Annotated in this window: 18 protein-coding genes and 1 pseudogene; 11 read left to right on the top strand and 8 right to left on the bottom strand. The window is 69.7% G+C overall.

Annotated features, from left to right (window positions below; all coding sequences use genetic code 11):
• Positions 1–154 precede the first annotated feature (154 nt).
• From E2E34_RS00200 to E2E34_RS00160, 9 genes are all read left to right on the top strand, one after another.
• Positions 155–952, top strand: coding sequence for an HAD family hydrolase (locus tag E2E34_RS00200; RefSeq protein WP_425573447.1), 798 nt, complete (start codon positions 155–157; stop codon positions 950–952).
• 2 nt (positions 953–954) lie between these two features.
• Entirely contained in the window at positions 955–3,354 is a 2,400-nt protein-coding gene (locus tag E2E34_RS00195) for a glycoside hydrolase family 65 protein (protein WP_138899849.1), read from the top strand.
• A gap of 173 nt (positions 3,355–3,527) precedes the next feature.
• Positions 3,528–5,246 (top strand): sensor histidine kinase, encoded by a 1,719-nt coding sequence (locus E2E34_RS00190; protein WP_138899848.1) that lies wholly within the window; start codon positions 3,528–3,530, stop codon positions 5,244–5,246.
• A gap of 211 nt (positions 5,247–5,457) precedes the next feature.
• The gene (locus E2E34_RS00185; RefSeq protein ID WP_138899847.1) at positions 5,458–6,525 is read left to right on the top strand and encodes an alcohol dehydrogenase catalytic domain-containing protein; all 1,068 of its coding nucleotides are present in this window, start codon (positions 5,458–5,460) and stop codon (positions 6,523–6,525) included.
• A 59-nt stretch (positions 6,526–6,584) separates the two neighbouring features.
• Positions 6,585–7,430: a universal stress protein gene (locus E2E34_RS00180; RefSeq protein WP_138899846.1), complete on the top strand. Its 846-nt coding sequence runs from the start codon at positions 6,585–6,587 to the stop codon at positions 7,428–7,430.
• Between the two features lie 188 nt (positions 7,431–7,618).
• The gene (locus E2E34_RS00175) at positions 7,619–8,548 is read left to right on the top strand and encodes a universal stress protein (protein ID WP_208765098.1); all 930 of its coding nucleotides are present in this window, start codon (positions 7,619–7,621) and stop codon (positions 8,546–8,548) included.
• Positions 8,548–9,219: a CBS domain-containing protein gene (locus tag E2E34_RS00170; protein ID WP_208765103.1), complete on the top strand. Its 672-nt coding sequence runs from the start codon at positions 8,548–8,550 to the stop codon at positions 9,217–9,219. The genes E2E34_RS00175 and E2E34_RS00170 overlap by 1 nt, the downstream gene beginning before the upstream one ends.
• A 422-nt stretch (positions 9,220–9,641) precedes the next feature.
• The gene (locus E2E34_RS00165) at positions 9,642–10,514 is read left to right on the top strand and encodes a universal stress protein (protein ID WP_138899843.1); all 873 of its coding nucleotides are present in this window, start codon (positions 9,642–9,644) and stop codon (positions 10,512–10,514) included.
• Between the two features lie 41 nt (positions 10,515–10,555).
• Positions 10,556–11,266, top strand: a complete 711-nt coding sequence (locus tag E2E34_RS00160; RefSeq protein ID WP_138899842.1) for a helix-turn-helix domain-containing protein — start codon at positions 10,556–10,558, stop codon at positions 11,264–11,266.
• A gap of 53 nt (positions 11,267–11,319) precedes the next feature.
• On the opposite strand, the gene E2E34_RS00155 is transcribed toward E2E34_RS00160, so the two are convergent.
• Positions 11,320–12,339, bottom strand: a complete 1,020-nt coding sequence (locus E2E34_RS00155) for an Acg family FMN-binding oxidoreductase (RefSeq protein WP_138899873.1) — start codon at positions 12,337–12,339, stop codon at positions 11,320–11,322.
• A 125-nt stretch (positions 12,340–12,464) separates the two neighbouring features.
• Complete coding sequence (locus E2E34_RS00150; protein ID WP_138899841.1) at positions 12,465–13,127, bottom strand: DUF4389 domain-containing protein; 663 nt, start codon at positions 13,125–13,127, stop codon at positions 12,465–12,467.
• A gap of 785 nt (positions 13,128–13,912) precedes the next feature.
• Between E2E34_RS00150 and E2E34_RS00145 the strand changes: the two genes are divergently transcribed.
• Positions 13,913–14,590: a hypothetical protein gene (locus E2E34_RS00145; RefSeq protein WP_138899840.1), complete on the top strand. Its 678-nt coding sequence runs from the start codon at positions 13,913–13,915 to the stop codon at positions 14,588–14,590.
• 87 nt (positions 14,591–14,677) lie between these two features.
• Here the strand turns inward: E2E34_RS00145 and E2E34_RS00140 are convergent, their stop codons facing one another.
• The 5 genes from E2E34_RS00140 to E2E34_RS00120 form a co-directional block, all read right to left on the bottom strand.
• Positions 14,678–15,307 carry a CBS domain-containing protein gene (locus E2E34_RS00140; protein WP_138899839.1) on the bottom strand — a complete coding sequence of 210 codons (630 nt, stop codon included), beginning with the start codon at positions 15,305–15,307 and terminating at the stop codon, positions 14,678–14,680.
• A gap of 42 nt (positions 15,308–15,349) precedes the next feature.
• A complete protein-coding gene (locus E2E34_RS00135) occupies positions 15,350–15,937 on the bottom strand; it encodes an Rv1733c family protein (protein WP_138899838.1) in 588 nt (195 codons plus the stop codon).
• A gap of 6 nt (positions 15,938–15,943) precedes the next feature.
• Entirely contained in the window at positions 15,944–16,447 is a 504-nt protein-coding gene (locus E2E34_RS00130) for a flavodoxin domain-containing protein (RefSeq protein ID WP_138899872.1), read from the bottom strand.
• A 359-nt stretch (positions 16,448–16,806) separates the two neighbouring features.
• Positions 16,807–17,268, bottom strand: coding sequence for a pyridoxamine 5'-phosphate oxidase family protein (locus tag E2E34_RS00125; RefSeq protein WP_138899871.1), 462 nt, complete (start codon positions 17,266–17,268; stop codon positions 16,807–16,809).
• A 37-nt stretch (positions 17,269–17,305) separates the two neighbouring features.
• A complete protein-coding gene (locus E2E34_RS00120) occupies positions 17,306–17,701 on the bottom strand; it encodes an STAS domain-containing protein (RefSeq protein ID WP_138899837.1) in 396 nt (131 codons plus the stop codon).
• 274 nt (positions 17,702–17,975) lie between these two features.
• Here E2E34_RS00120 and E2E34_RS00115 point away from each other — a divergent pair, with 274 nt between their 5' ends.
• Complete coding sequence (locus E2E34_RS00115) at positions 17,976–18,710, top strand: response regulator (protein ID WP_138899870.1); 735 nt, start codon at positions 17,976–17,978, stop codon at positions 18,708–18,710.
• 228 nt (positions 18,711–18,938) lie between these two features.
• Here E2E34_RS00115 and E2E34_RS00110 read toward each other — a convergent pair.
• Positions 18,939–19,481 (bottom strand): annotated as a pseudogene (locus E2E34_RS00110) (universal stress protein); the annotation flags it as partial.
• Between the last annotated feature and the right edge of the window lie 371 nt (positions 19,482–19,852).

Genomic DNA, 19,852 nt, shown 5'->3' with positions numbered 1-19,852 from the left:
TCCACCGGGCGCACCGGGCGGCTCGGCAGGATGGGCACGGAGGGTCGCCACCACCCCGGCCGGCAGACGCCGGCCGCCGTCCGAGCGGGAGGTGCGGGATGACGGTACGTCCATGCGTCGTCGCCTGTGGCTCCGTCCGCGTGGCGTGGTGGCCGTGAGCGGCGGTGGGCGCGCCGTCCGGCACCATGGCGGATCTCCCGTGTGGCGGGATGTGCGGGCGGTCGTCTTCGACACCGACGGGGTGATCACCGACTCCGCACGGGTGCACGCCGCGGCATGGAAGGCGGCCTTCGACGCCTGTTTGCGGGACCACGTTCCCGCGGACTCCCGGCTGCGACGGCCGTTCGACATCCGCGACGACTATCTGCGATACGTGGACGGCAAGTCGCGATTGGACGGCGCAGCCTCTTTCCTCGACTCCCGCGGTCTGACGCTGCCGCCCGGTCACCCCGACGACCGCCCCGGAACCGGCACGGTCGCGGCCGTGGCCGCGTACAAGGAGCGGATCTTCATGGAGCGGCTGCGCGAGGGCGGCATCGAGGCCTATCCCGGCACCGTGCGCCTTCTTGAGGCGCTGCGTGAGCGGGGTGTGCCCCTGGCCGCTGCTTCGGCGTCCCGGCACGCGCCCGAGCTGCTGGCCCGGGCGGGGGTCCTGCCGCTCTTCGACGCCCTGGTGGACGGCGCCGAGGCCGCCCGGCTTCACCTGCCCGGCAAGCCCGACCCGGCGCTGTTCCTGGAGGCGACAAGGAGGCTCGGGGTGCCCGCCGGGCAGGCCGCGGTCGTCGAGGACGCTCTGGCCGGTGTGGAGGCGGGCGGGCGTGGCGGATTCCGGCTGGTGGTGGGAGTGGATCGCACGGCCGGCCCGGACACCGGGGCCGCGCTGCTGCGGCACGGTGCGGACATCGTGGTCCGGGACCTGTCCGAACTGCTCACCGAGGACGTCAAGGAGTGACGATGCCCGAGTGGACCTGGGAATACGCGGGCTACGAGCCAGTGAAAGAGCGGCTGCGGGAAGCACTGTGCACCCTGGGAAACGGGTACTTCGCGACGCGCGGGGCGGCACCGGAGTGCGCTGCTGACGCCGTGCACTATCCGGGCACGTACGCGGCCGGTTGCTACAACCGTCTCGTCTCCACCGTCACCGGGCGCCCGGTCGAGAACGAGGACATGGTGAACCTGCCCAACTGGCTGCCCCTGCGCTTCCGCATGGCAGCCGGCCCGGGTGAGGAGGCCGCTGAGTGGTTCGTCCCGGACAGTGCGGCACTCGTCGAGCACGGCCAGAGCCTGGACCTGCGGTCGGGCACGCTGGAGCGCAAAACGCGGTACGCGGCTCCGGACGGCCGCGCTCTCGTCGTCCGGCAGCTGCGCCTCGTCTCCATGGCGGACCCGCATCTCGGAGCGCTGCGCACCGAGTTCACCGCCGACGGCTGGTCCGGTGGCATCGAGGTGGAGGCCTGCCTGGACGGTTCGGTGACCAATAGCGGCGTGGCCCGCTACCGGCAGCTGAACGGCAGCCACCTCGTCCATGTCGACGTGGGGGACGCCGCTCCGGGCACGGTGTGGCTGCGGTGCCGCACCAGCACGTCGGACATCCGTATCGGGATGGCGGCCCGTACGACGGCGGAGGGCGCCGCGGAGGATGTACGCAGCGCTCACGAGCCCCTGCGCGCCGTTCAGACCTTCCGCCTGGCACTGGAACCGGGCCGTACCGCCGTGGTGGACAAGACCGTGGCGCTGCAGACCTCCCGCGATCCGGCCATCAGCGATCCGCTGCACGCCGCCGTCGACCGGGTGGGCCGGGCGCCGGGCTTCGACACGCTGCTCGCCTCGCACGCCGCGGCCTGGAAGCAGTTGTGGCGCAGGGCCGAGCTCGACGTGCCGGGCGAGGCCGGAAGCATTTTGCGCCTGCACCTCTTCCACGTGCTGCAGACGCTCTCCCCCCACACGGCGGACCTCGATGTGGGCGTGCCGGCCCGCGGTCTGCACGGGGAGGCCTACCGTGGACACGTCTTCTGGGACGAGCTGTTCGTGCTGCCCTACCTGAACCTGCACTTCCCCGAGGTCTCCCGCGGCCTGCTCCTTTATCGCTATCGGAGGCTGGAGGCGGCCCGCAACGCCGCCCGCGACGCGGGGCGGGCTGGAGCCTGCTATCCGTGGCAGAGCGGCAGCGACGGCCGGGAGGAGACGCAGCTGCTGCACCTCAACCCGCGTTCCGGGCGCTGGCTTGCCGACCATTCCAGGCTTCAGCGCCACGTGGGCTCCGCCGTCGCCTACAACGTGTGGCAGTACTGCGAGGCGAGCGGCGACGTGGAGTTCCTGGAGACGAAGGGCGCCGAGATGCTGACGCAGATCGCCCGTTTCTGGGCTGGCTGCGCGACGTACGACGAGGCGTTGGGGCGCTACCGGATCCGGGGCGTGGTGGGGCCGGACGAGTACCACGAGGGGTACCCGGGCTCGGAGGTCCCTGGTCTGGACGACAACGCGTACACGAATGTCACCGCGGCCTGGGTCATCGCGCGCGCGGTCGACGTCGTTCGGACGCTCCCCGAACCGCGCCGACTGGAACTGTGTGAACGCACCGGCATCGACGACGGCGAACTGGCCCGTTGGGAGGACCTCTCCCGCCGGCTCCACGTGCCGTTCCACGACGGGGTGATCAGCCAGTTCGACGGCTACGGCGACCTCGCGGAACTCGACTGGGACGCCTACCGCGCCCGGTACGGCAACATCCGCCGCCTCGACCGCATCCTGGAGGCCGAAGGGGACTCGGTCAACCGGTACCAGGCGTCCAAGCAGGCCGATGTCCTGATGCTCGGCTACCTCTTCTCCCCCGCCGAACTGAGCGACCTGTTCCGAACACTCGGATACGAACTCGACGACGCGGCATGGCGCCGGACGGTCGACTACTACCTGCGGCGCACCAGCCACGGCTCGACCCTGAGCGGGCTCGTCCACGCCTGGGTGCTCTCCCGCGTGCGGCGCGAGGACGCGTGGACGTACTTCCAGGAGGCTCTGGAGGGCGACATCGCCGACCTCCAGGGCGGCACCACCGAAGAGGGCGTGCATCTCGGCGCCATGGCCGGCACCCTCGACCTGGTCCAACGGGGCCTGACCGGCCTGGAAACCCGGGAGGGGGCCCTGTGGCTCGACCCGGTGCCGTCGCCGAAGCTGTCGGAGTACGGGTTCTCCGTCCGCTACCACGGACACTGGGGCGTACGCCTGCGCACGCGGTCCAAGAAGCTGAGCATCAGCGTGCCGACCTCGGACCGGACGCCCATCGACGTCCGGCTGCGGGACCTGGAGATCTCCGTGCAACCTGGCGAATCGGTCGAGCTGGTCCTTCCCGACGAGTAGCGAACCCGGCTGTGGTGAGACCACTTGCTCGGCGCTTTCGCTGGTCCCGCGTCGGCGTCGGGGACTGTCGAAAGGCTGCCGCGACTGCACGACCGTTCCCTCGCGGCCTGCTGGTCGGCCTGCCCGGCCGATACTGTGGGTCTCGGGCCGCTGACCGACCTGAGGAGAATCCGGTGGGCGTGGACGAGCCGTTGTCACGGATGCCGCAGCTGCGTCTGGACGAGCTGCTGGAGGAACTGCAGGCTCGCATCAACGCCGCCCGGGGCACCCGTGACCGCGTGCACAGCTTACTGGAGGCTGTCGTCTCCGTGGGCCGCGAGCTGGACCTCGCACAGGTGCTGCGGCGGATCGTGGAAGCCGCAGCGCTGCTGGTCGACGCGCAGTACGGGGCGCTCGGCGTGATCGGTCCCGACGGCCGCAGCCTGTCGCAGTTCCTGACCGTCGGCATGACGCAGGAGCAGATCGCCAAGATCGGCCACCTTCCGGCGGGGCACGGACTCCTCGGTGAACTCATCCGTAACCCCGAGCCGCTGCTGCTCACCGACCTGGGCCAGCATGCCGCTTCGTACGGCTTTCCCTCCCACCACCCTCCGATGCACACGTTCCTCGGTGTCCCGATCCGTGTGCGGGACGAGGTGTTCGGCAACCTCTATCTGACCGACAAGCAGGGCGGGCAGGACTTCGACGCCGAGGACGAAGCCGTGATCTCGACCCTGTCGGTGGCCGCGGGGGTGGCCATCGACAATGCCCGCCTGTACGAGGACTCCCAGCGCCAGCAGCGGTGGCTCGGGGCGAACGCGGAGGTCACCAAAAGCCTGCTGTCCGGCAGCCCACGGATCGACGTGCTGGCACTGATCGCGCGGCGGGCGCGGGAGATCACCGGGGCGCGGCTCGCGGAAGTGTCCGTAGCCGTCGCGGGCACCGAGGACCTGGTCGTAGAGCTGGCCGTGGGAGTAGACAGCGAGGTCCGCCGGGGATTGGTGGTGCCGGTCGAGGGGACGCTTTCGGGGGCGGCGTACCGGGCCGGCACACCGGTGACCACCACGGAACTGGAGGGTGACGCCCGGTACACAGCCGGGCCGGGAAGGTACGAAGGGCTGGGGCCGGCGGTGGCGGTGCCGCTGGGGAGGGCGGCAGAGGAGGCGCGGGGCGTGCTGCTGCTGGCACGCACTGCGCAGGAGCCCGTTTTCACGGATGCTGAGCTCCAGCCGCTGCTCGGTTTCGCGGGGCAGGCCGCTCTCGCAATGGAGCTGGCCGAACGGCGGCGTGACGCCGAACAGCTGGCCCTGCTGGCTGACCGGGACCGTATCGCTCGGGATTTGCACGACTTGGCCATCCAGCGGCTGTTCGCCACAGGCATGACGCTGCAGAGCGCGGCTCGTCTCATCGGCGATGCCAGCGCCGCCGAGCGGGTGACACGGGCCGTCGGAGACTTGGACGAGACCATCAAGATCATCCGCTCGACGATCTTCGGGCTGCGTGCCCACGACGAGGGAGCGGGCCCCAGCCTGCGGGCACGCGCGGCCCGGGCCGTCGGTGAAGCCGCGATCACACTGGGACACCCGCCGCACCTGAGCATGGAAGGGCTGCTGGATACAGACGTCCCACCGCACGTGGCGGACCACGTGATGGCGGCGCTCCAGGAGGCGCTCAGCAACGCGGCCAAGCACGCGCAGGCGACCCGGGTGGAGGTGACGCTGCAGGCCACCGGAGAAGAGGTTGTCCTGACGGTTGCGGATAACGGCGTCGGCATCCCCCGCGGCGGCCGGCGCAGCGGGCTGAAGAACCTCACGGAGCGCGCCCAGAGCCTGGACGGGGCCCTGGAGATCCAAAGGCCGTCGGAGGGCGGCAGCCGACTTGTCTGGCGAGCCCCCCTGACCCACCAGAAGTAGCCCCCGCCAGCCGCCGCTGCGACAAGGGCCCGGGCGATGGTCAAGTCGAGTGTGGGGGCGCTGCGGGTAGTCAAGGGCGGGCATCGATTCTGCACCCCGTGCCGGGGCCCGGGGCCGACCGTCCCTCATCGGGGACCGACCGGCCCAGGCGCCAAAGCGTTCGCCGCGCCACGCTTGTAGTGAGGCAGTGAATCGGAAGAAGGACGACGCCATGAAGGCTCTTGTATTCCAAGGCCCGGGAAAGACGTCCTGGCAGGACGTTCCGGATCCGGGCATCAAGGACGCGGCCGACGCGGTCGTGCGGGTCGACGCCGTAACGATTTGCGGTACCGACCTGCACATCATCAAGGGCGATGTGCCGGAGGTCGTGCCCGGCACGGTGCTGGGGCACGAGGCTGTGGGCGAGGTCGTGGAGATCGGCAGCGAGGTACGCACCGTGCGACCGGGTGACCGAGTCCTCGTCTCCTGCATCTCGGCGTGCGGGCGCTGCCGCTTCTGCCGGGAGAACCGTTACGGGCAGTGCCGCGGAGGCGGTGGCTGGGTGCTGGGCCACCTCATCGACGGGACGCAGGCCGAATTCGTACGCGTGCCCTTCGCGGACCTGTCGGTCCATCCACTGCCCAGCTCCGTCGACAGCCACGACGCGGTCCTGCTGGCCGACATCTTCCCCACCGCCTACGAGGTCGGCGTCCTCAACGGGAGGGTGAGCCCCGGTGACACGGTCGTGGTGGTCGGCGCCGGACCCATCGGTCTGGCCACCATCGCGGCCGCCCGGCTGTACACACCCGGGAAGATCATCGCTGTCGATCTCGCCGAATCGCGGCTGGCCGCCGCACGTGCCCTCGGTGCCGATGCCACTGTTTCGGCCGCCGAAGAGCCGGAAGCGCTGGTCGCGGACCTGACCGAAGGATTGGGCGCCGATGTCGTCGTCGAAGCGGTCGGGGTACCCGAGACCTTTGAGATGTGCACCCGGATGGTGCGCCCTGGAGGCTGCGTCGCGAACGTCGGCGTCCATGGCAAGCCCGCCTCCCTGCACCTCGAAGATCTGTGGATCAAGGACGTCACGATCACCACGGGACTGGTCGACACCAATTCGACCCCGCTGCTGCTGCGCATGATGGCGGCGGGACGGCTGCCCTCCGCCGAACTGGTCACTCACCACTTCGAGCTGGGGCAGATGCAAGAGGCGTACGAGGTGTTCTCCCGGGCCGCGGAGACCGGCGCGATCAAGGTCGTGCTGGGCGGTCCCCGGCATGACGCTGTCACGCTGCCCACCTAGCGGGGGCGCCCAGCTGGAGTCGCAGTCATCCGCCGAACAGCACCAACAAGGGGCGCGACATGGGAAAAGCCATCACCGCGGGCATCGACGGCTCCGCCGAGAGTATCGCCGCCGCCGAATGGGCAGCGCGTGAGGCCGTGCTGAGGGACCTGCCGCTGACGCTGCTCCACGCGGGGTACGAACCGCTTCCCCGTAGCCACCTACCGGAGATCGACGTGCCGGCCGAGCGGGAGAACCTCACTCTGGACACCGTCGGACGAAGGCTCCTGTCGGTCTACCCCGGCCTGGGGCTCGTCCCCCGCCGAGTTCCCGAGCCCCCGGTCGAGGCTCTGCTCGCAGCAGCGGAAAGCTCCGAGATGCTGGCACTGGGCTCGTACGGGTTCAGCGGAATCGGAGGCTTCATGATCGGTTCAGTGGCCCTGGACGTGACGGCCCGTGCCCGTGGGCCGGTCGTTCTCGTACGGGCCGGTGAACGGGCCCGGGACGAGCACGTCGGCACCATCGCGGGCTCTGCCCTGGCTCCCTACCGCCCCGTTGTTCTTGGCATCGACCTGGAATCCGCCGGCGAGGCGCTGCTCACGTTCGCCTTCCAGACGGCGGCCGCCCGGGACGCGCCGCTGGAGATCCTGCACGCCTGGCGGCCCGGCGCACAGAGCGTGCGGGACGACAAACAGCGGGCGCTGAGCGCTGTACTGCAGCCGTGGGGTGCGAAGTACCCGGACGTCGACGTGACGGGCCAACTGGTCGAGGGGCGTGCAGCGCATCGCCTGCTCATGGCTGCCGACCGGGCGAGCCTGGTCATCGTCGGACACCGCGACTCGGCCGGCGCGCGTCTGGGCCCGGTGACGCATTCGGCGATCCACCATGCGCCCTGCCCCGTAGCAGTCGTTCCCCACACCCGGTAGTACGCGCGGACTGATTCTGCGTTCGCCGCCTTCCCTGGGCTCCTCGCGCTGCCGTCTGCGGCTCGCCTCAGGATCCGGCCCCGCCCGGACGCTGCTGGGGGCCGACCGGCCCTATCAGGACGATGCGGGGCGGTGTGACGGTGACAAGGACCCCTCCCCCAGCATGTGAATGAAAGGCGGTGGCGGCCATGGTGTCGCCTCTGGTCGTTGGTGTCGACGGTTCCGAGCCCAGCTTGAGCGCCACGGACTGGGCGGCGGATGAAGCCGTACGCCACGGTGTGCCGCTGCGACTGGTGCATGCGTCGATGTGGGAGCGGTACGAACGGCCCGCGCTCGCTGTCACGCTCGGCCGGCCCGATGGGCGCGTGCTCGCTGAGAACATCGTCGCAACGGCGGCGGAGCGCGTCCGTCGGCGCACTCCGGATGTCAGGGCGATCACGGAGGTTCTGGCCGAAGACCCGGTGGGTGCGCTGCTGCGTGCGGGCAGGGACGCGTTCGCGCTGATCACCGGTGTGCGAGGCCGTGGCGAGATCGCCGGGCTTCTGCTCGGCTCGGTGAGCCTGGCGGTGGCCGCCGGCGCACAGTGTCCGGTGACAGTCGTCCGCGGTGATGCGGCCGGAATTGCCGGAACACATGAGCGGGTGCTGCTCGCCATCGGCGACGCCGACGTGGACTCGGCGGCAGTGCGCTTCGCCTTCCGCGAGGCGCGGGCGCGCGGGTGCCCGTTTGAGGCGGTCCGAGCCTGGCGTCGCCCGGCACACGAGCCGACCGACCATCCGCTCCTCGCCGGGGATCCGTCCCGTTACTACGAGGACCAGGCGGCGGTCCTCCTGGAAGAGGCTCTGCGAGCCCCTGAGCGGGCCTACCCGGATGTCCGGGTGCTGCGTGCCACCGCCGAAGGACCGGCCCGCAAGGTACCGCTGACGCGCTCGGAAGCAGCGGACATCCTGGTCGTCGGGGCCCGGCGGCGACACAGCCGACTCGGCATGCAGCTGAGCCGAGTCGGACACACCCTGCTCCATCACGCCGCCTGTCCGGTCGCCGTAGTACCCGACGCGCGGGAAGAGCAGACAGCCGGTCAAGCAGCACACCGCACGGCAGACGGGACGTCGTCATGATGCGCCGGTCCCCCAGCACAGTGGCCGATGTGATGACTTCCGTCGTGGCCGCCGTGAGTCTGGAGGCGCAGTTCAAGGAGATCGTGACCACGATGAGGCAGTGGCGGGTCACCGCACTGCCTGTGCTGGAGGGCGAGGGCCGGGTGATCGGTGTGGTGTCCGAGGCGGACCTGATGCCCAAGGAGGAGCTTCGGGCCACGGACGCGACGCTGATCGACCAGAAACAGCGGCTGGCGGACTACGCCAAGGCGGGCGCTGTCAGCGCCCGGGACCTGATGTCGAGCCCGGCCGTCACCATCCACCCCAACGCCCCACTGCCCCAGGCCGCACGCCTCATGGCGCAGCACCGGATCAAACGCCTGCCCGTGGTCGACGAGGCAGGAATCCTCAGAGGCATCGTGAGCCGCGCGGACCTGCTCAAAGTCTTCCTGCGGCCCGACAGGGAACTTGCCGCCGAGGTCCGCCACGAGGTGGTCGACCACCTGTTTCCCGTCTCACGCGCCGGCATTGTTGTGGAGGTCGAGGAAGGCCGGGTCACCTTGAGCGGTCAGGTCCGGGACGCCACGCTCATTCCGGTCGCGGAGCGCCTGACCCGTGCTGTCGAGGGAGTGGTGGATGTGCGCTGCCGGCTCACCGGCCCCACAACTGGCAGCCCGGAGCGCCTGTCGTGACCGCCACCTCGATGGCTGTGACTCCGTCGTGCTGGGGATCGCCCGCGAGACGAGCCGCGGCCGAGGACAGTGGCCTGCGAGCGCTCTTCCAGGTCACTGCTGACCGCCTGCCCAGTCGTCCAAGGATGGCAGTCGCGGTAATGCCAATGCCGGTGCCGAGCCGTCGCAACAGCCTGCCCTCCTCTCTCCGAGCAGGTCCGAGAGGGGCTGCGGACAGGTGCTCGGCGCGATACGCGAGGAGTCGCGTCGCCCGCTGCTCAACATGGACACCGGGTGGCCAGTAATGGACCGGACCAGGGTGCCGGTCTGCGTCGCACGAACGGGGCCGTCCGGCCCTCACAGGGCCGTATGGCCCCTCTTGGGGGAGCAGAGCGTCGACCAGAGTGGTAGGTGGGGGTGTTCGCCAACGGGAGGAGCACACCATGTCCCGAAGTGTCACCGTCGGTCTCGATGAGTCACGAGACAGTCTGTCGGCCGCAGAGTGGGCCGCCGGTGAAGCGCTGAGCCGGGCGCTGCCCCTGCGTCTGGTGCACGTCTGGAACATCGACGCCACTGCCGTCACACGGTTGGTGGATCCCGACACCCAGCGCAAGTGGGCCGACAACCTTCTGAGTTCTGTTGCGGAGCGTCTTCGCCGCGGGCATCCCGACCTGCAGGTCGCAAGGGAGCACATCGCAGGAGAGCCCGTTGCCGACCTGTGCGCGGTGGGAGACCGGTCCGAGCTCCTGGTGCTCGGCTCCCGGCACATCGGAACCCTCACCGGCTTCGTCGCCGGTTCCGTCTCGCTGGCCGTACTCGGCCGAAGCCGCCGTCCAGTGGTTCTCGTCCGGGCGGACAGCCCCCACAAACCACAGGTGTCCCCTCCGTCAGGGGATGTAGTGCTGGGGCTGGATCTTTTCGATCCGAACAGCGACCTGCTGCAGTTCGCGTTCGCATGCGCCGACCGGTACGGCTGCGGGCTGCGGGTACTGCACACCTGGTCGCTGCCACCCGTCCTCGGGCCGGACGTTGCCGGTGCGGTGACAAAGGAGCTGACGGATCTCGCGAACGAGCGGAACAAGACTCTGGACACCGTGCTCGCGCCGTGGACCGGCACATACCCGGCCGTGCCGGTGAGCCGCCAGGTGCGCCAAGGGCGTCCGGCGCTGGATCTGGTGGAGTCCTCGCGCGATGCCCGGCTGGTCGTTGTGGGGCGCAGGAACCGCGAGGCGCGGCTCGGGGCCCATGTCGGGGCGGTGACGCACGCTGTGGTGCACCACTCGGTGGCGCCCGTTGCCGTCGTGCCGCACGACTGACCCTAGATGGCCGACGAATGCCGACCAGGAAGGTGGACGACATGTCCGAACATTCGCAGCCAGCATCCGCTGCCCCTGTGCTGAAGGGTTTGCCAGGTGACTTCGGTCGGCGGGTCGCCGCGCGTCGCGAGCAGCTCGGGCTGTCCCGCGAAGAGGTGGCCCACCGAGCCGGATCCGCACCTGGATACATCCAGTACGTGGAGGAGCAGACAGCCAGTCCCGGAGTCGGCTTCCTGCTGCAGCTGGCCGACGCGCTGTCGACGACTCCCGACGAGCTGTCCGGGGCGCGTGTCGACCTGCCTCCGGGTACAGGCCGGGCCGCCTATCACCCGGCGCTGCTGGAACTCGATCACGAAGAGTGCTGGGCCCTGCTCGGCACGCACGGTGTGGGGCGGGTCGGCGTGACGTCCGGCGAAGGCCCTGCCATCCTGCCGGTCAACTACCTGGTCAGGGAGGGTGAAGTGGTGTTCAGGACGTCACACGACGCCCTGCCGGCGCAGGCTGTGGAGCACGAGGTGCCTTTCGAGGTGGACCGGATCGACGACGCGTTCAGCCGGGGATGGAGTGTTCTGGTCGTCGGCACGGCGCACGCCGTCACGGATCCTGGGACCGTTCGCGCACTTGCGGAGCACGCCTACAGCCTGCCTTGGGCAGGCGGTGCGAGAGACCTGTGGGTGTCCGTCACGGCGGACCGCATCACCGGCCGGCGGATCTTCGTGCGGGACGCGCCCCCGGCTCCAGCCCCGCACTGACGGCCAGGGGCCCGCCAGAGCTCCCGCGTCAGCGCCGGTTCCCCGTGCGGCTTTCACACGATCTCGAGCACGTCGCTCACCGGCCTTCGGGGCGTCGCCGGAGCAGCGGGGCCGTATCCGAGACGCAGCAGCATCTGGGCGTGCCCCATGGCGGAGAGCGGGTCACGCACGGCCCAGCGCAGCTCCGGCCATTCCAGTGCGTGGGAGCTGAGGGAGGTGGCGAGCCCGTCCAGGGTTGCTTGCAGCAGGACGCGTTCCATGGCCTGTCCGGCGTGCAGCCAGTCCGCTCGGCCGTCTCGCTGGGTGCCCAGGACGGCCAGGCACGGCGCGTGCTCGAACGTCGCCGTCTCGCGGCCGTCGATGTGCTGACCGCCCTCGAAGTCGCGCACGACCGCCCGGCCCCCGTGCCGGCGGGGTCCGAAGGCGTCGCGGGGAATCCCCTCAGCAGACGTGCGCCCGGCTTGGGCACGGGTCCACCGGGCAACCTCCTCCTGCACGTCCGGGGCCGCCGCCTCCTGAGTCTCGGCGTCCTGCATGAGCTCGAGTACGGCGTCCACCTGCCAAGGGCTCAGGAAGGCCAGGCGGGCGCCCTCGGCGACAGCGGCGCCTTTGAGCCCGTCGAGCACCGCTTGGGGGATGGCCTCGTCGGTGAATGGATTGCGATTCGTGTGCCGCCTGGGTACCGCCGTGTAAAGGCCGGCCAGGTCCTGATCAGTGTCGGGCGGGCGTACGAAAGCGATGTCGGCGATCAGCTCTGGTTCGGTCGCGTCGGGCAGCAGGGATACACGCGCGCGCCAGCCTGTGTGGGCGGCGGCGACGCGAAGGTTGAACAAGGCGGCGCCGCACCCGAGGTGCAGGCCCCGATTGTGCGGGTCGGCCGCCGGCAGCGCCCGTGCGGGGTCCATACGCATGCGCAGGACGTTGCTGTTCCGTACATGGTGGAACCGCCACGGCTGGGCATTGTGCATGGAGGGGGCGGCGGTGGCATCCGCGACCAGCGCCTGCACTGCGGCCGCGTCCAGGGCTTGATCAGGCACGACGAGCTCCTTACAGCTACGGCGAGGGACGTTCATCCACTGTCCTCGCGCAGAGACGATGCGCACGGAGGCCGCCTCCCCGCTCCCGGACGGTGCTGGCAACAGGCGCGGTCCCGACCTCTCCTCGCGGCTGAACGCCCCTTGTCGGGCGTCGGCGGGGCTCACGCATAGAGCGGGCCGGTGTCCGGCTCGGTGGCGCCCATGTCCAGGCGGAACGGCGGGTAGTCGTCCGTCATGAGGCTCGCGTAGGCGGACACTCGCAGGACCCAGCGGTTGAGCCCCATGATCAGGTCGTACAGGTCTCTCGGGTACTTTCCGGTGAACGTGAGAATGACGGCGGCAATGACTGCCAGCACGGAGATCAGTCCTGTGGACCACCACCCGCCCTGGGCGCCGCCCACGAAGAAGCCGATGACGATGTAGTGCGGGATGGCGAAGAGCCACCACTTGACGAGGACCAGTCCTCGCGACAGCCGCTGGGGGTAGGCGATGTAGAGCCGGGCGGGGTAATCGGGGACCTCTGCGAGGCTGAAGGGCGGGTAACGGTCCGTCCCCAGGGCGCCGTAGGAGTAGTACGACACGCGCCATGTCCAGCGCAGCACGCCGAGATTGAAGACGAACAACCCGCGGGGATAACGCTCCGTGAACAGGATCGCGAAGAACGCGACCACGCTGACCAGGAAGAACGCGATCCACAGGAAGAAGAGCACGAGGTAGTGCGGGATCGCGAGGATCCACTTCACGAGCCACAGCCATTGCGACAAGGGTGAATCCAGCCTCGCCTCGACTCGCACGGGGCGGTAGACGGCGGGAGGCGTCGTCATAAGAGTCAGCTCCTTCGCTCAGGCTGGGAACCGAACGCACCGCGCGCGTTCGTTGTTGGGGCACTCGGACATTGCTCGGCCACGGTCAGCGCACAAGGGACCGTGAGGCGCTTGCTGTCTGATGAGAGCAGCGATGGGAGGGGGCGGCGGGTCTGCAGCTGAATCCGCGGCAGGGGTGCGGCCGCTCGTGACAGGAGCTGGGCGGCATGAAGGTCCCCGTCCGGGGAGTGCCTGCTTCGCTCTCGGGGGTCCAGGCGACAAGGGGCTCGAGTCCTGGTGGGGCTCGGGGGAAGACGGTGGCGCATTCCTTGGCTCAGGGGCCGGTGCCATGGAGAGACCGGCGGGAGAGTACCCAGCGGATGTCAGTCCTCCAGCTGGGAGGGGGATGCCCCGCTGCGGTGGCACACCCCTGGTGAACGGGTTGAGTGATGGGGTTCTGTCCGCGCCTTCTTCAAGACTGGGCACCATGACCTCGTAGAGGTCCGTGGTGGTGATGTCTGGCATGGCGCTCGCCGCTTTTCCGCTGTGTCACCGGTGATCGGAAGGCTGCTTCCCGCGCTTCCAGAATGGGACTCGGCCCATGAGGTACGACAGGGCCAAATGTCCCGTGTTAGGGACCTTCGCCCCCACCTGTGCCAGCTGGGCAGCCCCCGTCGTCCGCTCCCCTGCGACAGCTGTCAGGCCCGCACAGCCGGGGCCGATCCGACTGGGGCGGTGCAACGGCTGCGGGCGACGGCCGCTGTCGTCCGGTGGCGGACAAGTGTCGTCGGCGTGATGCTCGGCGCATGCACACAGACCGCTTCGCACGCGGGCCGTCCGTGAGTCTGGTGGCCGCTGCATCGCTGGGGGCTTACACCGCTCTCGTCCGGCCCCGGTTGCTGACCTGGGGGGCATCCAGCGATGAGGTAGCGCGCGCTTACCCGGGCGATGAGCTGGTGCCGGACGCGGATGGGTCGTCGACCATGGCAACGACGTTGCCGGCACCGCCTGGAGAGGTTTGGCCGTGGCTGCTGCAGATGGGGTGCAACCGTGCGGGCTGGTACAGCTGGGACCGGTTGGACAATGGCGGACGGCCCAGCGCAGACCGCATTGTCGGGGACTGGCAGAGGCTGGTGGTGGGACAGCGGCTGGATGCCGTGCCGAGCGGCGACGCCTGGTTCACGGTGGCGGTTCTCGAGCCGCAGAAGACCCTTGTGCTGCGCTCGTCCGTAGTGCTGCCCTTCGGCCGTCCGTTCGACCCGTCGTCGGGCACAGTGCCTGGGGCGTATGTGGACTCGATCTGGGGTTTTCACCTCGCCCCGGCCGCCGAGGACATGACCCGCCTGGTCGTCCGCACGCGCTCGCGCAGCCGGCCGCGTCTGCTGACCCGGCCCCTGGACGTGCTCTTCTGGGAGCCGGCCCACCTGGTGATGCAGACCCGCCAGTTTCATAATCTGCTTACGCGTGTGAGCGCACGGGCATGACGTGCCGTGGGCGGATCGCCGCAGACACGCGACGAATGCGTGCGGTCCCCGCCCTTCCTGCACACGCACCCGTCGACGACGGATGGGCTACGGGTGGAGGTCGAGTCGAATGTCGACGACTCCCTCCACCGCGCGGACGGCGCGCGCCAGCAGCGGCACCAGCGCCCGATCGTCCAGACGGCCGCCCAGGACGACCACGCCGTCCTTGACCGAGACCTCGACCCGCGCAGTGGTCGGCACATCGAGGAGAACAGTGTGACGGATCTCGGCTGCGATCTCCTCGTCCGAGCGCAAGAACACCTTCAGCAGATCGCTACGGCTGACAACGCCCTTCAGCAGGCCGACACCGTCCACCACGGGCAGCCGCTTGACGCGCCGCCGTGCCATGATCCTTGCCGCCTCGGCGATCGTGGCGTCCGCGTGCACCGTGACCGCAGGACTCGACATGAGCTCTTCGGCGAACACCGCACCGGCCTTGCCCTGGTCGGTAGGTGGCCGCTCGGCAGCGCTCGGGCTGTCGAGGCGGTACTCCTCCTTGGGCAGCAGGTCGGCCTCCGAGACGACACCGATCACCCGGCCCTCGCCCTCGAGTACCGGCAGGGCACTGACCTTCCACTGCTGCATCAGTTCGACGATCTCCTTGTACGACGCACCGCGGCCCACGGCGACCACGGCGCGTGTCATGACGTCACTGACGGTATGGGGTGAGGCAGACATACGGCAGACTCCTTCAGACGGGGACGGAGGTGGTCTTCCAGATCACGCGTCGCGGTGGCTCCAGCCCGGCCCGACCTGCTGCCACTCGCGCTCCCAGGCGGTCAGACGGCGCCTGTCGGCGACACTCCGCACAACAAGACCAGCCGCAGCAGCCACTCCCACTCCTGCGACCGCGGTAAAGACACCCAGCGTCACGGCACCGGCCACGACGTTCTGCTCACTCAGCGGAGGCTGTGTAAGCCGGCCTTTGCCATCCAGCCACACATCGGCGCCCTGCCCACGCTGCAGCCCCGAGGGCACCAGTGCGACGCCCTGGACATGGCTGCCGTCCGGCGCGGCCCACCGGACCACAGCGCGCACCGTGTCCGCCCGCCCCGTCTCCCCTACAGAGGCATCCGGCTGTGGAGCTTCGCGCACAACTTCGGCCCGGACCTGACGCCAGGACGCCGCCTGATCGGCCGCGACGGTCCTGCCGTCGGCGTACACGGACCAGACCACCGCCGCTCCTGATGTCATAACGCCCACGCTCAGCACCATGGCCAGAGCGAGGCGCACCCACGCTTCGACGATGTCGATACGCCGGCGCAACGGGTGCTCACGCCACTGGCACTTCCAGACAGGCGAAAGCATCGCAACTCACTGCGCCCCGACGCTCAGTTCGTTCGCGATCCCGGCGGCCCACTCGGCGATCTTGTTCATGTCGCGGTAGTCACCACCCCGCCCCTCCTCAAGAATCATCCGGGCAACACGGCCCTTGGCACCGGCCTCCAGCCTGCCGCCGAAGGTGACGTGCTCACGCGCCCGTGTCCGGCGCGCGGCACGGCCTGCACTGGGAACCGGCGGAAGATCCCGCTCGGACGCCGACGGGTCGAGGGGCCCGCTGCTGAAGAGCCAGAGCGGCCGCTCGGCAAGAATGTGACGGTGCTGTCGGGCGAAGCGCCGCGCGTCTTTGTGCCAGCGGCCCATGTAGAGGGCGCCGCCCAGCACCACGGCGTCATAGGGGGCGACGTCTTCGACCTCAGCAGCAGCTCGGGCGTCTGCTTCCAGACCCCTGTCACGCATGACCGACGCAATGACCTGGGCTATTTCTGCCGTGGAACCATTCTTGGTCCCATAGGCGATCAGCACTTTGCGGGACACCGTTTCCCACCACCTTCTGTACTTGCCGCGGCCCACCGCCACGGTCACGAACGGACCGGCGGACTCCATTACCAGACTGGGCCATGGGAACGAGCAGCTGAAGGGCCGGTGAGCCCACAATGCGGGGGCCGAGTGACCCACCTCCCCCCTCACCCCGCTGAGGTCCGGCGCAGCGGCAGTTCGCGCAGTGGAGCATCCGACAAGCGGGGGCGCACCATCGGGGCCAGGGGGAATTGCTGACCTTCTGGTGCCCGCCTCTTCCCGCACCAGCCCGTCTGGTCCCCACGTGCCGCCTGGCAGGCCACTCAAAGCTGCTGACGAAGCCGACGTCAGCGCTATGCCGCTGCGACGCACGCGCCCTAAACCGAAAGGTGGGACCCAGTGATGAGGTCCGGCCGGATACGCAATGCGGCGTCCGGGGCATGGTGGTCTGCCCACGGGCGGAGCACGGCGGCGTAGCGGGCCAGCTCGACCTCGTCGGTGACCTGGTGGGCATAGCCGGTGACAACGACGCTCCAGCCAAGACGGGTCACTGGATCAATGGCATCGGCTTCATAGGCCACGACGACCCCTGTGGCGCTGGTGGGGGCCACGATGGAGGCGAGCGCGGCGCCGTCGTGCAGCTGGACGATGAGGTTCCCGCCGTCCATGAGGTGGCTGACCGCACGGACAGCCGGCAGCGCCTGGTGCGTGAAGACGAGCCGGCCCAGCGATACCGTACCGAGCAGGCGCAGCGCCTCATCGCGGTCAAGCGGGATACGCCGCGGCGCTGCGGTCTGACCACCGTAGTCCGCTGTGCTCCACGTGGCTTCGTCGTTCATCATGCCGACCTTCTGATCCCTCCGGCCCGCCCCGGGTTCACTTGTTCCTGCCAGTCACACTCCGCCCAAGGCTCCTACGGCGACAGGGCCGACCGGACCCCTTCTCAGGCGAAGCCGCACGCGACGATGTGGTCCAGCCCCAGGGCGCGGATCGCCAGCGGTGGTATGCCGCGGGATGCGGTGCAGGCGAAGGCGCGTACCGGCGGTCGTGCAGCGCTGGTGGGACGCGGACGAACAGCGCGACACCCGAGCTGTCGCAGAAGGTGACGCCCGCCAGGTTGATGTGAATGTCCCGTTCCCCGGCGCTGGCCAGGTGAGCGAGCGCCGGCTCGATCCGGTCAGCGGTGTCGATGTCCAGTTCACCGGTCAGGAGGACGGTCACCGTGGTGTCGTCAACCGGCGTCGAGCACAGGGTGATCGGAGTAACGGTCATCTCGGCAGCCCTCTCCGTACGTGGGTGTCGGCGTTGCGGAGGGGCGACGGTGGCCCGGGCGCGGTGCGCCGCTGTCCTGTCAGTCCACCAGGAAGCGGACCGCACCAGCAGGTCCGCAGGCCCCTCGCCGTGGGCCGAAGGTCCCGGAGCGGCTCTTCTCCCCGCAAGACAAGCGGCCGATTAGGGCCGACCGGCCCTGGTCGTCGGACCCGCTCGCAGGCACCATGCGTAGGGTCCGCCTCAGTGGATGATCCCGGCGACTACGGAGTATGCGATGTCGGACAGCAGCGACGGCTCCCCTGGCAAGCCGCTGGTCAAGGTCTTCCTCCTGGACGATCACGAAGTGGTGCGGCGCGGTGTGCACGACCTGCTGGACGCGGAAGCGGATCTGACGGTGGTCGGGGAGGCGAGCACCGCGGAGCAGGCGCTGGCGCGTGTGCCGGCCCTTCGACCGCAGGTCGCGGTGCTGGACGTGCGGCTGCCGGACGGGGACGGCGTGAGCGTGTGCCGGGAACTGCGTTCGCGTATGCCTGATCTCGCCTGTCTGATGCTGACCTCCTTCGACGACGAAGAGGCGCTGCTCGACGCGATCATGGCCGGTGCGTCCGGCTACGTGCTCAAGCAAATCAGCGGCACCGATCTGGTCAACGCCGTGCGCACGGTGGCCTCGGGCCAGTCCCTGCTGGACCCTGGCGCCACGGCTCGGGTGATGGCCCGCCTCCGAGGAGACAATGCGCCCAAGGACAACCGGCCGCAGGGTCTGCGGGGGCTGACCGCACGTGAGCGGGACATTCTGACGTTGGTGGGACAGGGCATGACCAACCGTGAGATCGGCAAGCAACTGTTCCTCGCGGAGAAGACGGTCAAGAACAACATCTCGCGGCTGCTCGCCAAGCTGGGTGTGGAACGCCGGGTTCAGGCCGCTGTCATCGCCACCCAGGCGCTGTCCACGCAGGAACAGCAGACGTCGACCCCGTCCTCGCCGCACCAGGGCCGCCCACCCCACTGAGCCCTCGCCCATAAGCAGCCTGGGAGCAACCAGCCTGCCGCCCCCGTGGTTCCCGCCCCCCGTCCTCTTGCGTCGGGGCGGGCTTCCTCCTGGGTTGCGGCGGGCTTCCTGGCGTGCAGCGGCCGCTCGGACCAGGCCCGTCTCCCGGTGCCGGACTGGACCGGCGGGGCGTGCAGGGAGTCGGCCGATGCACAGCGCCTCGCCGCAGACCTGGAGACCCGCCAGTCCTCAGGCGTGCGGCACGACCGCCACTGGGCAGGGCGCATGGTGCAGAGCTGCATGGGCGACGGACCCGATGCGGGCGCCCACAGGTGAGCGGCGTACCCGGCGGCCGACCACAAGCAGTCGCGCACGGGAGGCGGCCGACAGCAGCATCTGTCCCGCGCTTCCGATTTCGACGTGCTCGATCACCTGAACGTCGGGGAAACGCATACGCCAGGGAGCGAGCGCCTGCTCCAACGCCTTCCTCTCGAACGGCTCAAACCCTCCCGCTTCGTCGGCCAGGAGCATCGACCCGGGGCTGAACGCATATATCGGCGGCAGGCTCCAGGCCCTGACCGCCCGCACAGGCAGCCCCCGTACGGCAGCCGCCTCGAAGGCGAACCGCAGGACGGCGTCGCTGTCTTCTGCCGCGCCCTGGTGACCGACGACGACCTCACCGCCGGCCGGCTCGCTCGCCATCGCGTCACCGATTCGCACGGACACCACCGGCCTTCGCGCAGCGGCGATCACCTGCTGGCCGTAGGAGCCGAGCAGGAAACCGGCGAGCGCACGACCCGCGCCGTTGAATGAGCGACGCGTGTGTGTATATCTGTCCCCCGGACCCGCGTTGTGAGGGCCCTGCCGCCCCTGGAGGGCCCTCACCTACGGCAGCGCGTTTGCTGCGCGCAGAGCGGTTCCCAGCGGACGAAAGCGTGGTTGATCGACGGACGACGATGACTGTGGGCTGCCATCGCCCCAAGGCCGCGAGAACTCACTGACGCCACCGCATCATCGCGGGCCACACCCCCGGCGAGCCGGGTGGTGACCCGGGCGGCCCATACCGAAACCCGCTGGCCAAGGGCTCCAACCGAGCTGGAAGAGGAATGCCTCCACCCCGCCTTGCGGTCCACCGGGTGCCGGGAGCCAGTGGGCTTTGTTCA

It is taken from the genome of Streptomyces albidochromogenes, from assembly GCF_005981925.1.
GTDB lineage: Bacteria > Actinomycetota > Actinomycetes > Streptomycetales > Streptomycetaceae > Streptomyces > Streptomyces albidochromogenes.
Note: the sequence above shows the minus strand (reverse complement) of the source record. Positions and strands in the feature narration are given on the sequence as shown.

Coding starts and splice junctions, on each gene's coding strand:
- E2E34_RS00120 (WP_138899837.1), bottom strand. CDS start 17,701: ATGACCGTTACTCCGATCACCCTGTGCTCGACGCCGGTTGACGACACC.
- E2E34_RS00155 (WP_138899873.1), bottom strand. CDS start 12,339: ATGAACGTCCCTCGCCGTAGCTGTAAGGAGCTCGTCGTGCCTGATCAA.
- E2E34_RS00135 (WP_138899838.1), bottom strand. CDS start 15,937: ATGCTTTCGCCTGTCTGGAAGTGCCAGTGGCGTGAGCACCCGTTGCGC.
- E2E34_RS00145 (WP_138899840.1), top strand. CDS start 13,913: ATGCACACAGACCGCTTCGCACGCGGGCCGTCCGTGAGTCTGGTGGCC.
- E2E34_RS00195 (WP_138899849.1), top strand. CDS start 955: ATGCCCGAGTGGACCTGGGAATACGCGGGCTACGAGCCAGTGAAAGAG.
- E2E34_RS00150 (WP_138899841.1), bottom strand. CDS start 13,127: ATGACGACGCCTCCCGCCGTCTACCGCCCCGTGCGAGTCGAGGCGAGG.
- E2E34_RS00140 (WP_138899839.1), bottom strand. CDS start 15,307: ATGTCTGCCTCACCCCATACCGTCAGTGACGTCATGACACGCGCCGTG.
- E2E34_RS00160 (WP_138899842.1), top strand. CDS start 10,556: ATGTCCGAACATTCGCAGCCAGCATCCGCTGCCCCTGTGCTGAAGGGT.
- E2E34_RS00170 (WP_208765103.1), top strand. CDS start 8,548: ATGCGCCGGTCCCCCAGCACAGTGGCCGATGTGATGACTTCCGTCGTG.
- E2E34_RS00185 (WP_138899847.1), top strand. CDS start 5,458: ATGAAGGCTCTTGTATTCCAAGGCCCGGGAAAGACGTCCTGGCAGGAC.
- E2E34_RS00115 (WP_138899870.1), top strand. CDS start 17,976: ATGTCGGACAGCAGCGACGGCTCCCCTGGCAAGCCGCTGGTCAAGGTC.
- E2E34_RS00125 (WP_138899871.1), bottom strand. CDS start 17,268: ATGAACGACGAAGCCACGTGGAGCACAGCGGACTACGGTGGTCAGACC.
- E2E34_RS00180 (WP_138899846.1), top strand. CDS start 6,585: ATGGGAAAAGCCATCACCGCGGGCATCGACGGCTCCGCCGAGAGTATC.
- E2E34_RS00175 (WP_208765098.1), top strand. CDS start 7,619: ATGGTGTCGCCTCTGGTCGTTGGTGTCGACGGTTCCGAGCCCAGCTTG.
- E2E34_RS00165 (WP_138899843.1), top strand. CDS start 9,642: ATGTCCCGAAGTGTCACCGTCGGTCTCGATGAGTCACGAGACAGTCTG.